General features: G+C 47.5%; 13 protein-coding genes. 6 read left to right on the top strand and 7 right to left on the bottom strand.

Annotated features, from left to right (window positions below; all coding sequences use genetic code 11):
• Window positions 1-73: 73 nt before the first annotated feature.
• Entirely contained in the window at window positions 74-805 is a 732-nt protein-coding gene (gene pflA, locus KBW69_RS04060) for a pyruvate formate-lyase-activating protein (protein ID WP_257279994.1), read from the top strand.
• 246 nt (window positions 806-1,051) lie between these two features.
• Here the strand turns inward: pflA and KBW69_RS04055 are convergent, their stop codons facing one another.
• The 3 genes from KBW69_RS04055 to yciA all read right to left on the bottom strand — a co-directional run bounded on the left by KBW69_RS04055 (window position 1,052) and on the right by yciA (window position 3,494).
• Window positions 1,052-2,089 carry a GMP reductase gene (locus tag KBW69_RS04055; protein WP_257279993.1) on the bottom strand — a complete coding sequence of 346 codons (1,038 nt, stop codon included), beginning with the start codon at window positions 2,087-2,089 and terminating at the stop codon, window positions 1,052-1,054.
• A 387-nt stretch (window positions 2,090-2,476) separates the two neighbouring features.
• A complete protein-coding gene (gene udk, locus KBW69_RS04050) occupies window positions 2,477-3,100 on the bottom strand; it encodes a uridine kinase (protein WP_257279992.1) in 624 nt (207 codons plus the stop codon).
• A gap of 10 nt (window positions 3,101-3,110) precedes the next feature.
• A complete protein-coding gene (gene yciA, locus KBW69_RS04045; RefSeq protein ID WP_257279991.1) occupies window positions 3,111-3,494 on the bottom strand; it encodes an acyl-CoA thioester hydrolase YciA in 384 nt (127 codons plus the stop codon).
• 301 nt (window positions 3,495-3,795) lie between these two features.
• On the opposite strand from yciA, the gene KBW69_RS04040 reads away from it, so the two are divergent.
• The 4 genes from KBW69_RS04040 to KBW69_RS04025 all read left to right on the top strand — a co-directional run bounded on the left by KBW69_RS04040 (window position 3,796) and on the right by KBW69_RS04025 (window position 8,652).
• Entirely contained in the window at window positions 3,796-4,860 is a 1,065-nt protein-coding gene (locus KBW69_RS04040) for a class I SAM-dependent methyltransferase (RefSeq protein WP_257279990.1), read from the top strand.
• A gap of 179 nt (window positions 4,861-5,039) precedes the next feature.
• Window positions 5,040-5,855, top strand: coding sequence for an amino acid ABC transporter substrate-binding protein (locus tag KBW69_RS04035; RefSeq protein WP_257279989.1), 816 nt, complete (start codon window positions 5,040-5,042; stop codon window positions 5,853-5,855).
• 68 nt (window positions 5,856-5,923) lie between these two features.
• Window positions 5,924-6,589, top strand: a complete 666-nt coding sequence (locus KBW69_RS04030; RefSeq protein ID WP_257279988.1) for an amino acid ABC transporter permease — start codon at window positions 5,924-5,926, stop codon at window positions 6,587-6,589.
• A gap of 188 nt (window positions 6,590-6,777) precedes the next feature.
• Window positions 6,778-8,652, top strand: a complete 1,875-nt coding sequence (locus tag KBW69_RS04025; RefSeq protein WP_257279987.1) for a hypothetical protein — start codon at window positions 6,778-6,780, stop codon at window positions 8,650-8,652.
• Window positions 8,653-8,708: 56 nt separating this feature from the next.
• Here the strand turns inward: KBW69_RS04025 and KBW69_RS04020 are convergent, their stop codons facing one another.
• The 4 genes from KBW69_RS04020 to KBW69_RS04005 form a co-directional block, all read right to left on the bottom strand.
• A complete protein-coding gene (locus tag KBW69_RS04020) occupies window positions 8,709-9,419 on the bottom strand; it encodes a tRNA1(Val) (adenine(37)-N6)-methyltransferase (RefSeq protein ID WP_257279986.1) in 711 nt (236 codons plus the stop codon).
• On the bottom strand, window positions 9,419-10,336 hold the full coding sequence (locus KBW69_RS04015) for a DMT family transporter (protein ID WP_257279985.1): 918 nt from the start codon (window positions 10,334-10,336) through the stop codon (window positions 9,419-9,421). Before KBW69_RS04015 ends, KBW69_RS04020 begins: the two co-directional genes overlap by 1 nt.
• Window positions 10,337-10,428: 92 nt before the next feature.
• Entirely contained in the window at window positions 10,429-12,270 is a 1,842-nt protein-coding gene (locus KBW69_RS04010) for a hypothetical protein (protein ID WP_257279984.1), read from the bottom strand.
• Window positions 12,271-12,496: 226 nt separating this feature from the next.
• The gene (locus KBW69_RS04005) at window positions 12,497-12,688 is read right to left on the bottom strand and encodes a hypothetical protein (RefSeq protein WP_257254693.1); all 192 of its coding nucleotides are present in this window, start codon (window positions 12,686-12,688) and stop codon (window positions 12,497-12,499) included.
• Between the two features lie 539 nt (window positions 12,689-13,227).
• Between KBW69_RS04005 and manA the strand changes: the two genes are divergently transcribed.
• The gene (gene manA, locus KBW69_RS04000) at window positions 13,228-14,400 is read left to right on the top strand and encodes a mannose-6-phosphate isomerase, class I (protein WP_257279983.1); all 1,173 of its coding nucleotides are present in this window, start codon (window positions 13,228-13,230) and stop codon (window positions 14,398-14,400) included.
• The last annotated feature ends 80 nt before the right edge of the window (window positions 14,401-14,480 follow it).

Genomic DNA, 14,480 nt, shown 5'->3' with positions numbered 1-14,480 from the left:
ATTTTTATTCTGAAAATTGAATCTTCCCAAGGGCTGCATATCAGGTATTTGTCTGTTTGAGTTGGGGTCATTTATGGCAATTGGACGTGTTCACTCTCTGGATTCATTTGGAACTGTCGACGGTCCGGGTATCCGTTACCTGGTCTTTATGCAGGGCTGCCTGATGAGATGCCGTTATTGTCACAACCGGGATACCTGGAATCTTCGTGAAGGCGGGGAGCTGAAAAGCCACAAAGAAGTGTTTCGGGAAATCAAAAAAGTTAAAAGCTTTCTTTCTGGTGGGGTGACCGTTACCGGCGGTGAGCCTGTTTTGCAGGCAGAGTTCGTTGCTGAACTGTTTGATGAGTGTCGTAAGGAAGGCATTCATACCTGTCTTGATACTAACGGCTTTGCCAAACACATTAACGATGATGTAATCCGCCTGTTAAATAATACCGATCTGGTGCTCCTGGATATCAAGCATATGGATGAAGAGATGCATCATAAGCTGACCTATGTCACCGGCAGTCATACCCGCGACTTTGCTCGATATCTGGCCGAGATTAACAAGCCTGTCTGGATTCGTTACGTCGTAGTCGATGGTTACACAGTCGAACCTCAATATGCTCGAATGTTAGCTGAGTTTATCGAACCCATGAAAAACGTTGAGAAGGTTGAGATATTGCCTTATCACAGTCTGGGGGTTCATAAGTGGGATTTATTAAACGACACTTATGAATTGGAAAAAGTGACTCCCCCCAGCAGAGAACAGCTTGATTTGATCCGGGATGAGTTTACTGTGCGTGGGGTTGTGGCGGCCTATTAAAGTCCTCCCAACGAACATCCTGTTCGGGGAGTATAAGATCGGAATGGCCTTGCCCGGAAGGAGAAGGCCATGACAGTGAGCTTCTAGCAGCCTGTCGGACTTAAGGCTGTCCTACTGCGGTTGCAATAAATTGGTCTAAAAATTCCTGCTTCTTCGTCAAATAGCTCGCTATTCCCCTCAGAAGCAGAAATTTTTATCCTCAATTTCTTGCAATCCTCGCTACGGACGCTTAAGTCCGACAGGCTGCTAGTTAAAGACCCTGTTTTCTTGTTCCTGAACGCGAATAAAGGTGGTTCGCTTGGTCAGTTCTTTCAGGGTAGCGGCGCCCACGTAGGTGCAAGTAGAGCGAACGCCACCCAGGATGTCCTGAACAGTGTTTTCAACGGGGCCTCGATAAGGCACCTTAACGGTCTTACCTTCAGAAGCGCGATAGTTGGCAACGCCGCCAGAGTGCTTGTCCATAGCGGTCTCGGAACTCATACCGTAGAACAGTTTGAACTTCTTGCCGTCTTCTTCCACTTCTTCGCCAGCGGATTCGTCGTGACCGGCAAACATGCCGCCGATCATGACAAAGTCGGCACCACCGCCGAAGGCTTTGGAAACGTCGCCCGCACAGGTACAACCGCCGTCAGAGATAATCTGACCACCAACACCATGGGCTGCGTCAGCGCATTCGATCGTGGCAGACAGTTGTGGGTAGCCGACACCGGTTTTGACACGAGTGGTGCATACTGAGCCTGGTCCGATGCCAACCTTGACGATGTCAGCACCTTTCAGAATTAGCTCTTCAACCATTTCACCGGTGACTACGTTTCCGGCAATAATGACTTTTTCAGGGTGCTGTTTACGAACTTTGGAAACATATTGAACAAAATGCTCGGAGTAGCCATTGGCAACATCGATGCAGATAAAACGAAGACTGTCGTTGAGTGCCAGGATGTCGTTGAGTTTGGTGAAGTCAGCATCGGATGTTCCGCTGCTTACCATGACATGGTTTTCAATACCTGCAGGTGCGCTGTCCAGAAATGCTCCCCATTCTTCAATGGTGTAGTGCTTATGCACTGCGGTCAGCATCTTGTGTTCTGCCAAGGCCAGGGCAATGGAGAAGGTGCCCACTGTGTCCATATTGGCAGCAATAACAGGGACGCCGGTCCATTCCTGGTTGGTGTGAACAAATTTGAAGGTACGTTCCAGGCTGACCTGGGAGCGGCTCTTCAGGGTTGAACGCTTGGGTCTGAACAGAACATCTTTAAAACCCAGCTTGATATCAGCTTCAACACGCATAACTTTCCCGTTAGACCTTTTTACAGGTTAAAGACTAATTTTTACGTTTGAGTAGTTATAGTCTTCGACAGGTTGATGACAAGGGAGAGTGTACAAGCGGCAGGATTTTGGAGGCTACCTATGAGGAGATACCGGTGACCCGGAAAGCGAACACACTTTCTACGCCTATACCGGTCGATTATACAAAAACAGGTATTCAGGTCAAAGCTTGATTTTCCGAGACGTTCTTCCTCCCTCATGGCTGTTGTTTCGCTTATGGCTGCTTTGTCGCCTTGACTGGGTCGCCGACGCTTACCGGTAGAACGGCTGTGCCCTGTCTGAAATCATGATCTGACTGACAAAGTAGCAGAACTGAAAGCAGGGCATAGATGTGTATGAATGAATTAATTAATCAATCAGATCCTGAATCTTGGTTTTGATCAGGTCGATGGCAATTCTGTTCTTGCCGCCATGGGGGATGATTAGGTCGGCATGCTGGCGAGCAGGCTCAATGAACTGCAGGAACATGGGGCGTACGGTTTCCAGGTATTGTCTGATGACCGAATCAACATCACGGCCGCGTTCGACAATATCTCGCTTTAGCCGTCTGATCAGACAGATGTCCAGGGGGGTATCCATGTAGAACCGAAGGTCAAAGGTTTCACGGATTTCCGGATGAGTAAACAACAGAATGCCTTCAATTAAAATAACTCGGGCAGGGGGGACTGTCCGGGTTTCCTGTTTACGGTTATGCTCTGTGTAATCGTACAGAGGCACGTCCACTGTCCAACCTTCTTTCAGCAGCTTCATATGCTCCAGCATCAAGTCATGGTCCATGGACTCGGGATGGTCATAATTAGTCTGAACCCTTTGTTTCATGGTTATGTGCGTCTGATCCTTGTAGTAAGAATCTTCAGAAATGATATGAACGTGCTGTGATTGAAGTTCTTCTACCAAAGTACTGGCCAGAAGACTTTTACCGGAAGCAGAGGCGCCGGCAACGCCGACCAGGATGGTTTTTTGTTTCAGCATTTATATCCCGTTATTCATCTCTATCCACAGGTTGGGGGCGGCCATGCTTGTCAATGGCCACGAAGGTAAAGATGCCTTCCGTCACTTTGATATGCTGCTGATGAAAAGGCATATTCTTGATCCAGACCTCCAGCTTGATTCGCATGGAAGTGGTGCCGACATGAATGACCTCTGCATAACAACAGACTACATCACCTACATTGACCGGATGGTGAAATGACATGGATTCAACGGCGACAGTAGAAACCCTGCAGTGACTTCTCTGCTTGGCCGCGATACCGCCAGCAATATCCATTTGTGACATCAGCCAGCCACCGAAAATATCACCGTTAGGGTTGGTGTCTGTTGGCATGGCGAGCGTTCTGAGCATAAGCTCTCCTCGTGGCTCGAGCATGAGGGTTCTCCAGTGAGCACGAAAAAAATTTGGCGTAAATCCTAAAAGCCGTGAGAGGTCATGTAAATCGGTAGTTTCAGAAAACGTATCAAAAAATAGGAGTTCAACCTGAAAAATCATAAAGTCGCTCAGGCAGACAGCGGGCAGAACAATAAGTCATACACTTTATGTCGTTTTTGTATAAAACGAATATTATCAGATTTGCTATGCAATACTCTGTAAATCGGGTATAAGAGCCCGCTGATTTCAGGCCGGAACTGATATCAAACTGACCCATGATTTTTTTTGATTGAAGGATGCTATGAGCCATAGAGTTCTCTCTAACCCCAGTCAGCTGGTGGTTCGTAACAGTGAATGGTTGCGTTGTAATAAAATGCTCGTGCTGGGTGTGCCTGCTGATGCACTGGGAAGAAAGCTTGCTAAGGAAAAAATCGCTGAAGAAATCCACGGGTTGACTCGAGACTTTTCAGTCTACAGAACCATTAAAGAAGACTGGTCTGCAAGCAGTCAGTTGTCTCTTCACTATGAGTCTGTAGTTCATTCGACTGTAGACCGGTTTGATGGGGTGCTGGTTTTCCTGCAGAAGAGCAAGTCTCTGATGGATTTCTGGCTGGCGATGATTGTACCGTTATTAAACGAAGGGGCTGTTCTGTGGCTGGCAGGTGAAAATAATGAAGGTATCAAGTCGTGGCGCAAGCGCCTCAGGCAGAATTTTTCCGAAGTCAAAAACATGGACAATGCGCGTCATTGCAGTCTAATTGAAGCTTCAGGCTCTCTGGAAAATGGCGCTGAATTTTCCAAGCCCGATTATTACAGTGCCTACGAGCTTAAAGTTCGTGATATATCCATGCCGTTATTCTCTTTACCCGGTGTATTCTGTCATGGACGTGTTGATGCGGGTACGGAGCTACTTCTCAATACCTTTGATGAATGCACGGCTAAACGTGTTCTCGATTTCGGCTGTGGTGCCGGAGTGGTAGCCGGCTTTCTTGGGCAATTAAATCCCGACGCTCACTATACTCTGGTGGACTCCGACGCCCTGGCTCTGGAAAGTTCGACCCGTACCCTTCAGGAAAATAATGTAAAGCACTTTGATGTGATGGCCAGCGACGGTTTGTCTGAAGTCAGTGGTGAGTTTGACCTGATCGTTTCCAACCCTCCCTTTCATCAGGGTGTTAAGACGCATTATGCGGTGACGGAAGGGTTTCTTGCGCGGTCTGCTGACCTTCTGAAGAAAGGGGGGGAGCTGAGAATTGTCGCTAACAGCTTCCTTCGCTATGGTCCGATCATTAACCAGGCTTTCGGTGATTGTAAAACACTTGTCGTGAAAAATGGCTTCTCGATCTATCAGGCTTTCAAGCGCTGATCGGGAAAAATTAATATAATATTTTCGCATAAAAAATGATTAAAATATTATTTCAGTTATAAATGTTAAGGCTGTTAGTCTGCGCATTTAATTATGGGCAGGTATCCGGCAAGACCAATTTTCGTTGGATTAATTCAGTCTTTTAGCACATTGCCCATAGCTTTTCTCAGGGGGCACTTATGTTCGGTCTTACATTTAAAAAAGCTATAACTACTGCCACACTGGCTCTGTCCGTCTTGCTGGCTGGCTGCTCTGATCATCAGCCTGCAGAGATTCAGGCAAACAATGATGAAGTTAAGACTTCTGTCGTTAAAGTCGGTATGTCCGGCACCTACTATCCGTTCACTTTCATGGAGCAGGGTGAACTAAAAGGCTTTGAAGTTGATCTCTGGAAGGAGATAGGTCATCGCCTGAATAAAGATGTTGAGTTTGTTACAGCACCATTCTCTGGCCTTTTTGGCATGCTGGAAGCAGGTCAGCTGAACACTATTTCCAACCAGATTACACTGACTGAGGCTCGTGCTGAGCGTTATGCTTTTTCCGAGCCCTATGTTTACGACGGTGCCCAGATAGCGGTCCACAAGGATAACAATGACATTAAGTCAGTTGATGATCTGGCAGGTAAGAGAGTAGCTGTAAATCTGGGTTCTAACTTTGAAGCGATCCTGCGTCAGAATGATCCGGAGCAGAAAATTAATGTTGTGACCTATGATACCGGCATTGAGCAAGACGTGGTGCTCAAACGTTCTGATGCATTTGTTATGGATCGTGTCAGTGTAATGGCTCTGATTGATAAATCTGATTTGCCGCTGAAGTTAGCCGGTGAGCCGATTGAGATCCTGAAAAATGCCATGCCTTTCGTCAATGATGTGAAGGGACTGGCTCTGAGAGATCAGGTGAATTCCGCTCTGGATGCCATGGATAAAGACGGTACCCTGGCTTCTATTTCCGGCAAATGGTTCGGTGGAGATATTACTGCCAAACCTGCCGGATAGACCTTTCATCCATTACTGTTCTCTGGAATACTGCCCTGTTTGTTCCGAAGTCCGCTACAGGCATTTGAATGATGGATTTTGAATACACTGTCGGAATGCTTCCGACAGTTGCCATGAATCTGGATACGACACTCTATATGACACTGGGTGGTCTGGTGTTGTCCTTGTCTTTGGGGCTTGTTCTGGCACTGGTGAAAATTACCCGACCTTTTTGTCTCCACTATGTGGCTGACCTGTATATCTCCTTTTTTAGGGGATCACCTCTGCTGGTCCAGCTCTTTCTGTTTTACTACGGTCTGCCACAATTGATACCTGCTCTTGCAGGTATGCCTGCCATAGTGGCTGTGATCATTGGTTTGGGTTTGCATTTTGCTGCTTATATGTCAGAAAGTATGAGGGCGGCAATCATCAGTATCCATTCCGGGCAGATGGAAGCTGCTTTGAGTGTAGGTATGACTCGGGCCGAAGGCATGAGAAGAGTGATTCTTCCCCAGGCGGCAAGGGTGGCTTTTCCCGGATTGATGAACAATGGGATCGATCTGCTCAAGAGTACCTCTCTTGCCTTTACTCTGGGGGTTGTTGAGATCATGGCTCGTGCCCAGATGGAAGCCGCCAGCAGCTTCCATTTTTTCGAAAGTTACTTGACTGTGGCGCTGATTTACTGGGGAGTGGTGATGATATGCACCTGGTTTCAAAAGTGGGCTGAAGCACGTCTCAATCGAGCCTACATCTAGCTGTTCATAGAGTCGTTTAGTGTTTCTTGTTAGCGGGTGCCGAGTCTACGACACCCGCTTGTCTTCTGCGGCCATTCTGAATTTATAGTGTTGTTATTCTGACTTCTACTAACATCGACATTCCTGATTCCAATTCTTTCCTATACTAACGAAAAGTTATGACCGAGTTTGACCATGGAGAGGTCAGGATGAGCTTAACAACACGCATAGAGTCTTTAGTACCCCGGCTGGCTCATTTCAAGAGTGAAGTGGCACAGCAAATCAAGGCCTTGCACCCTAAAAAAGTGCTGGTTAAAAACTGGGGCCGTTTCGTTCAGGGAATGAAAATAGCGGCCTTCCATGTCAGGCGTTTTGCCCACGGTGTCTCAGACCGTATCCCCAGGGTTCGCATCAGTGCCAGACGGGTGGTACAGGTCAGGGCTGAGGAAGCCATACTTGGGAACCGTATCAAGGCAAAGAGTAGAGAAGGTATTGCCCTGAATCCTGAAGATGCAGAACGACTCAAGCGGCAACCCGGCTTTGAGGTGAAGCCTCGGGAGATTGTGTCTGATGGCCAAAAAACCTCTGTTGAGTTTCTGGTTAAGGTTAAATCAAATGCACTGAAAGATGCGGATAAACAGTTTGAAACCGATCTGGCGGCCTATGCCAAAGCAAGAGTGGCGCTTGATGCCAAACAGCTAAAACGACCTGACGAGGTGACTCAGGAAGAAATCAATGAGCTAAACCAACTGGAAGAAAAACTTCAGAGTTCACAAGATGAATTGACCTATCTCAGGGGCTGGGCCACCGAGCTTAAGTATAAAGAGTTGGGTAGTCAGTTTGATACTGAGGCGGCTCTTCGTGATGCCTTCAGAGTTCAAGTGAAAACCCTGAGCTTGCAGAAGAGCAACGCTATGAATCTTGTTCAGGGTGTCACCGCTAATATCGCCAGCGTGACTCAGGATCGTCTGGATATTGATTCCGGTATCAGAGAGGTCAGTGAGAAGTACAGGAACAGAGTCTACAAAGACATTATTGCCTTCATTGACAATCCCGATAGGAATTCAGAACACAATACTCTCGTCAGGGCCCAGCGTAACAGGCAGATGATCTGGGGTACTGACAAGCTTAAATTCGCAACGGCAGAAGCGGGTCACTCCAGGCGTCTGCCAGGTTTGGATTATTACATGTGTGCAGCCAGGGAAAACTGGCCACAGGATACGCCACTTTACAAAGACCGTCTTGTGAAGGAGGCTGTTCGTCTCATGCATAATGACTGGTCTCTGTTTGCCAATGACGTTCAGTCTGAGATTGATAAAATCAGGGTTGATATCGATAAGGAAAATGGCCGTGGCAGTTTTGATGCAGACAAAATGTGGGAATATCACCATCTGAGAAGTTTCCAGGAAACTCTGGCAAAACTCAGAAGTTTTGTAACGCCGGACAATGCTAACAGTCAAAGCCAGGTAGTCGATTTCCTCTCCAGTTATGGTGAAGAGTTAGGATTGGGTGAACACCCGGGCTATAACCTTGATGAGTTGATGAAACAAGCCCAGAGCCGATACAGTGTCAATAGCTTTAAGCTACTGGAAGAATCAGTGGCCAGGACGGCAAATGGTACCGATATGCACCCGGAGTATTTGCCGATTCCCCCTGACGGTTCGGAGCCCCTTACAACAGTATATGAACCATTTGTGGAAAAACCTTCAATATCACCTAAAAACCCGTCTCTTGAGGACGAGCAAAAAGAAGAGGCTTCGGGGCAACCCGTGTATGGACCATTTGCGGGAAAACCTACAATATCATCGAAAAACCCGTTTTTTGAGGACATACAAAAAAAAGAAGCTTCGGGACAAGCAGTGTATGATCCATCTGCGGGAAAACCTACAATATCACCGGCAAACCCATTTTTTGAGAACTTGCGAAAAAAACAGGCTCCGGGACAGCTTGGTAGAGATTGGGAGACATTTGGTGATACGACGGATGACGTAACTCCTCCCATGACTCCGGTTAAAACTGAATCAAGTCAACCATTTCAGGGATCTGAAAATGCTTCCCGCAACAATCCTGATCCATCAGAGTAGTCTTGTTCAGGGAATAAACGAAAAAAACGCCACCTGACCGATAGGTGCCGTTTTTTTTAGAGCTTCAAATAATAGGGTCTGAGCAGGTTGATTGTCTCATTCGTGTACGCAGGGTGCTCACTGTATATTGTGATCTGCTCAAACTCATATTCTGAGCCAGAACGCCCCAGAACCAATAGGTGACGATGATCTTTATGAGTCTCAGAAGATCGAATAGCCAGAGTACGTTCCAGCTTCAAGGGAGTGGCCCTGTGGAGTGCTTTCAAAAACAGTGAGCTGGATTCATCCGGTAATAGAATCCAGGCTTTGCCATTCTCAGACATCAGTCTGTCAATCGCTTCAGCCAGCTCCGGAAAACTCAAACTGTCTGTGTGGCGTGCCAGTGAACGCCTGGAGCACGGGGCTTTAAAGGCATTCTCAAAAAAAGGGGGGTTACTGAGTATACAGTCATACCGCTTTTCAGGCATGAACGATTGTATGGGGCAATGATGTAACGTCAGGCGATTCTTCCATGGACTGGCTGAGAAATTTTGCTGCGTCTGAGCAGCAGCATGATCATCCAGTTCAACCGCATCAATGCAGGCAGTTGATCTTTGGGCTGCCATTAAACTGAGCAGGCCGGTTCCGGCACCGATATCAAGAATGGATTGACTGTTTTCCACCTCTGCTCTGGCGCCCAGGATACAGGCGTCGGTGGTGATCTTCATGGCAGTCTGGTTTTGCTCTACCCTGAACTGTTTGAATTGAAAGTAGCTGTTTCTGGCCATTAATTGTTGCTCATTAACTGAGCCTGTGGCGGCTTTTCAGTCTTTGGTTTTTTTTGTTGAAAAACCACGGATGTGACAATCATAACAAGCCCTGTATAGGTCGAAAGATGAATGCTCTCATTCAAAAAGTTGGCGATGAATATCAGAGAGAGAAAAGGGCTGAGATAGCTGATGTTGCTGATGATAGAGGTGTTTTCTGCGAGTTTGAGGGCTTTGAGCCAGAAAATATAGGCCAATCCCATCTCAATCAGGCCTATATACAAAGCGCCAGTGAGACCTTCCAGAGGAATAGGCCAGACACTGGACTGCCAGAAAACAGCCACTGTGATCCAGGGTAATCCGAATAGGAAGCACAGTAGCAAGCCAGTCTGTGAGTCGCCCTCATTTTTGGCATTTAAAATCCAGTACAAAGCCCAGACCAGAGTGCTGGAAAGCATCAGAATAACTCCCTGAGGGCTGTCAAAGTTGAGTTTTTGCAGCTCCCCCCTGGTACTGATAATCACCACACCAAGGTAGGCTACCAGGCAACAGACGCCATCCTTGAAACTCAGCTTGTTACCCAGTAATGGCACAGCCAGTAATGTGAGCGCCAGAGGCCAGCTGTAATTCAGTGCCTGAGCCTGCTGGGCGGGCAACAGATCATAACCACCAAACAGGACGATGTGGTAAAGGAAAGGGTTAAGAAACCCCAGCAGGATGTATAGCCTAAAGTGGTTTCTGGCCTGTTGGATCAGTAGGGACCATTTACCCTGGGCAAGAACAAAACCACCTAGAAGAAGTGTTGAAGTTAATACCGACCAGAACACCATTTGCCACGGATCGAGATAGTCGAGAGTGAGCTTGAAGGCAGTGGCAACGGTAGACCACATCAGGGCAGTGGCCAGAGCATAAAGACAGGCTTTGGTTTGTGAAGACATACAGTGTCGAGTCGAAAGAGATGGATATCAGCCTGGCTGAGGCTGCTGAATCGTGTCTTATATCACGACAATCTACTTTTCGCTATGGAGATTTAAGAAACTCCGCTCATACCGTTCATTTTCAGGAAATTATCCAGGATCGCTTCTTGCATCCTGAGAAAGTGGAAGGCTGTTGTCGTGTCAGCGGTCTCGGGGTTTGCCAGAAGGGTTTCCATGGCACTGTTGATACGCTGGCGGGAGTTCGTGATGAGCTGAGTGTCATTTTCCGAGAGGATTTTACTGGGCAGTTTGGCACCTATGGCATATTGATAGCACTGATTCCTGAAGCTTCTCATCGTATCCTTGAATTGATTCAGGGCTTTGTCGTTTTCAAACGCTGTCGTGTTCAGAAGCGCATTATTGATCTGCCTGTAAACCTCTGGCTGACAACGAACGACATGCAGGTTTATGGATCGCTCGTCAAGCTCAGGTTTTTTCATAAAGTCTGAGTCTATTTGTGCCCCCTTGCTGTCTCTTAATATCACTGTGGGCAGGGGAGAGTGTGGGATCTTGGCTTTTCTTCTTTGTAACTTTTGTTTGCGTGCCTGAATGTCTTGAATGGCCTTCGATGTATCCTGTCTCTGTTCCGTGACCCGTCTGAGTTCCTGCTCCACTGCTTCCAGGTCGTGATCAAGTCTATCATTCCGGACTCTCAAATCGGCTAATTGCTGTTCAAACACCCAACGATGCAAGCGGGCTTTTTCAAGGGAAGTTACTGTGTGGTTTTGAAGGTTTCCGGAAGGCTGAACCTGATATTGGGTCGCACTTTGCAAGACTGGATGTTGCTCAGCTACGGATTGTTCCATTGCATTTTGTTGCCTGCCGGGTAAATCTTTGATTCCATGTTGGTCATAAAGTCTGGTGATTTCTGCCTGCAACTGCTCGTGGCTTAATGACGCTGGTGCTTGCGCGGCTTCGGGAGCAGCGCTCTCCATCTTGTCGATAAAGCTTTCCAACTCCACTTTCAGCCTGTCTTTTAACGCTTCCATACTACTGAGTTCGGGGCTTTCAATTAGCCCCCTATGCCAGTGTCCCAGCTCGTCCTGCCAACCCATCAGTTTTTCCTGAAACCGCCTGATGTCGTGCAGGTTGAGGGGCAAATCCGGATCTATGTTTCTGCGCAGACAGTGCGCTCTAAAACCATCATGGCCCGGTAAGAATCGCTCAGCCAGTTGTTGTCTCCTCTGACCGAGTGATTTGAGCTGAGCAGCCTGTCCCAGATCTGAAAGCACAATCATGTATTTGGTCACCGCCAGTTTGATCAGACCAGGCAGTGAGCCTGCGTTTGTCATTACACTTTTAACATCGTCACAGAAGACTTTTATTTCGTGATAACCCAGTGTGGCACGTTTACCCGTGAGAAAATCTCTGAGCACGGCTGCCTGATCATCAAAGCTGCGGATCGAGACTTCTAGCCCGGTTTCTCTTTTGATGGTTTGCAGACCCTTGCGCAGCCTTCGGGTTTGCCATCTTTTGGTTTTCTTCAGGGATATATCTGAATTTTCTGGTACCGGGCTGCTGCCCGGCATCAGGGCTGTAAGAATTTTTCTGGTTCGTGAAGGAGGTTCAGAAGCGCTTTGGTTTTCTTCCGGGATGTCAATGTACGGAAAGCGGGGAGGAAGTTCAACACTGGAGACTTTGTGGGCAGGCAGTGACTGATCGGTAAGTTTTTTGGCCAGAAGGTAGCCTTTACTAGCAACAGGGTTTTCACTGGCTGCAGGGCTTTTATTGGCAAGAGGCCGGGTATCAGAAGCGTGGGAGCTTTTCTCTGTCATTTTACGAACGGGATGTTCGACCACTTCAGTCTTTTTTCCCCGGAAGCGAGCAAGCACCTCATCCTTGACGGTGCGGGCTAATCCGGACAAGCCATGATAAACGCTGCCTAAAATACGCATCCTGCCTTCCCTGACCATTTGAATTCTTCAGATACTCCTTAACAGCCCGAGCTTGACGTTTGGAGAGCATCTCATAATAGCTATCGACACCTGAGCTATTGGTATAACCAAAGCTTTCGGTGTTTTATCCAGATCGTCTTTGTCGAATTTGAAGAGAAGAATAGTTGAGTTTCTCGAGTATCTCTGGAAAACAGTACGACCTTGATTTCCAGAGTACTTTGCGATGTCAAACCTGCGGCAGACGGGTATTTGTCAGAGAGAGGGAGTCGGAGGTGTATCCTTCACAGGCCAGAGGCTCCTGATGTCTGTCTGAAAGAAGGGAGATAAGGTATTCCGGATAACGGATGTCGCCTATTGCGTCACCAGGGTGGGTAGAGTCTTCAAATAAACGTTTGCTGTCGAGTCCTGGATTATACATGATCGTCTTCCTTTACGATGCTGTTTTTCAGGGCTTTAAAACGGTTAAGGTTTAAAGCGGTAACCTGTTTAATCAGTTGTCGATGAATGCAGTATTTCTATTTGTTCCGATCCAAAATTATCATTGTGTAGCCTTACAGCCTTAAAACTACCCCTTATGTTCTTCAGCTGTTACCGATTAAGGTATCGAATTTCTTTCTGCCTGTCACTCTTTTGACGCTTAGTATTTTTTTGACGGTATCATCTGTATACGGGCTGGAATGATTCAGGAAAATTAGCGTCTGGCATAGAATTTTTTTCTAGCAGCCTGTCGGACTTAAGCGTCCGTAGCGAGGATTGCAAGAAATTGAGGATAAAAATTTCTGCTTCTGAGGAGAATAGCGAGCTATTTGACGAAGAAGCAGGAATTTTTAGACCAATTTATTGCAACCGCAGTAGGACAGCCTTAAGTCCGACAGGCTGCTAGTGCTGGCGTTGATGTGGCGTCCAATGTTTAATAGCCGGGCTTCAAGAATTGCATTTCTCTGAAAGGGATTGTTTATGGCCATCTTTCGATTGGAAAACCCTGTGCAGCATTATGACTGGGGCAGTCAGAATGCTATGTGTGAACTTTTCGGTATGGCTAACGAGTCCGGTCGGCCAATGGCTGAGCTCTGGATGGGGGCTCATCCGAAGGCACCTTCTATGGCTCTGGTTGATGATCCGGTGCCCTTGAATGCGCTGGTGGATGACCAGGCCGCCCATCTGGGTAGAGGATCTCTGGAAAAGTTTGGTCACAGGCTGCCTTTTCTTTTCAAAGTGCTGGCTGCTGCCAAGCCGCTGTCTATACAGTCCCATCCTAACAAACAGCAGGCGTTGGCAGGGTTTGTTCATGAAAATCATCTGGGCGTGCCGCTGGACGCCTTTCATCGAAACTACCGGGATGATAATCACAAGCCAGAGTTGCTCTACGCCCTGACACCTTTCAGAGCCATGAATGGTTTCCGGTCACTGGATGAAATGCGTTTTTTGTTCGAAATGGCTGGGCTGGAATCGCTGGTAGAGGCATTGTGCTGGCTTGGAGAAGGCAAACTCAGGGCTTTTTATGAACACCTGATGGGCCTTAAGGAAGAAAAAAAGGACTGTTTGGTTGCTGCTGCTCTGTCGTTTGCTGAGACTTCGGATCATCCGGCCTGGCAGGAAGTCTGTCGTCTGAATCAATTCTATCCGGGTGACATCGCTGTTCTCAGTCCATTACTGCTTAACGTTGTAGAACTGACTCCGGGCCAGGCCATGTTCCTCAGAGCAGGGACACTCCATACCTATCTCGAAGGTACGGCATTGGAAATCATGGCATGCTCCGACAATGTTCTCAGAGGTGGGCTGACCAGCAAGCATGTTGATGTACCCGAGCTGCTCAAGACCATTGAGTTCGTCACCGTTGCCCCTGCTGATGTGTACCTGAAGCCTGAACGGGAAGAAAATGGTGAAACCCGTTTTGTCTCTCCTGTCGATGATTTTCTTTTTAGTGTCATTCAGTCTGAGCAGGCTAGTGAACCTTTTCAGGTAAAAGCCGCCGAGATTCTCTTTTGTGTGGAAGGTCATCAGTGTATCAGAGCTGGAGAAAGATCTGTTGAACTGACACCTGGCAGTGCCTGTTTCATTAGTGCTATGGCAGAATCCTACCGAGTGGAAGGTGTTGGCCGTCTGGCCAGAGCGACATCCACTCCCTAAAACAGGGCAAATTACTTATGCTGCTTCTGCTATCTCACGATCGTGAATGAGTGACCCTTAATGTCGAACAGGGTTTTCTG

Origin of the sequence: Endozoicomonas sp. ISHI1 (assembly GCF_024606225.1) — a bacterium.
Classification (GTDB): domain Bacteria; phylum Pseudomonadota; class Gammaproteobacteria; order Pseudomonadales; family Endozoicomonadaceae; genus Endozoicomonas_A.
The sequence above is the reverse complement of the archived record's forward strand: the minus strand, read 5'-3'. Positions and strand labels throughout refer to the sequence as shown.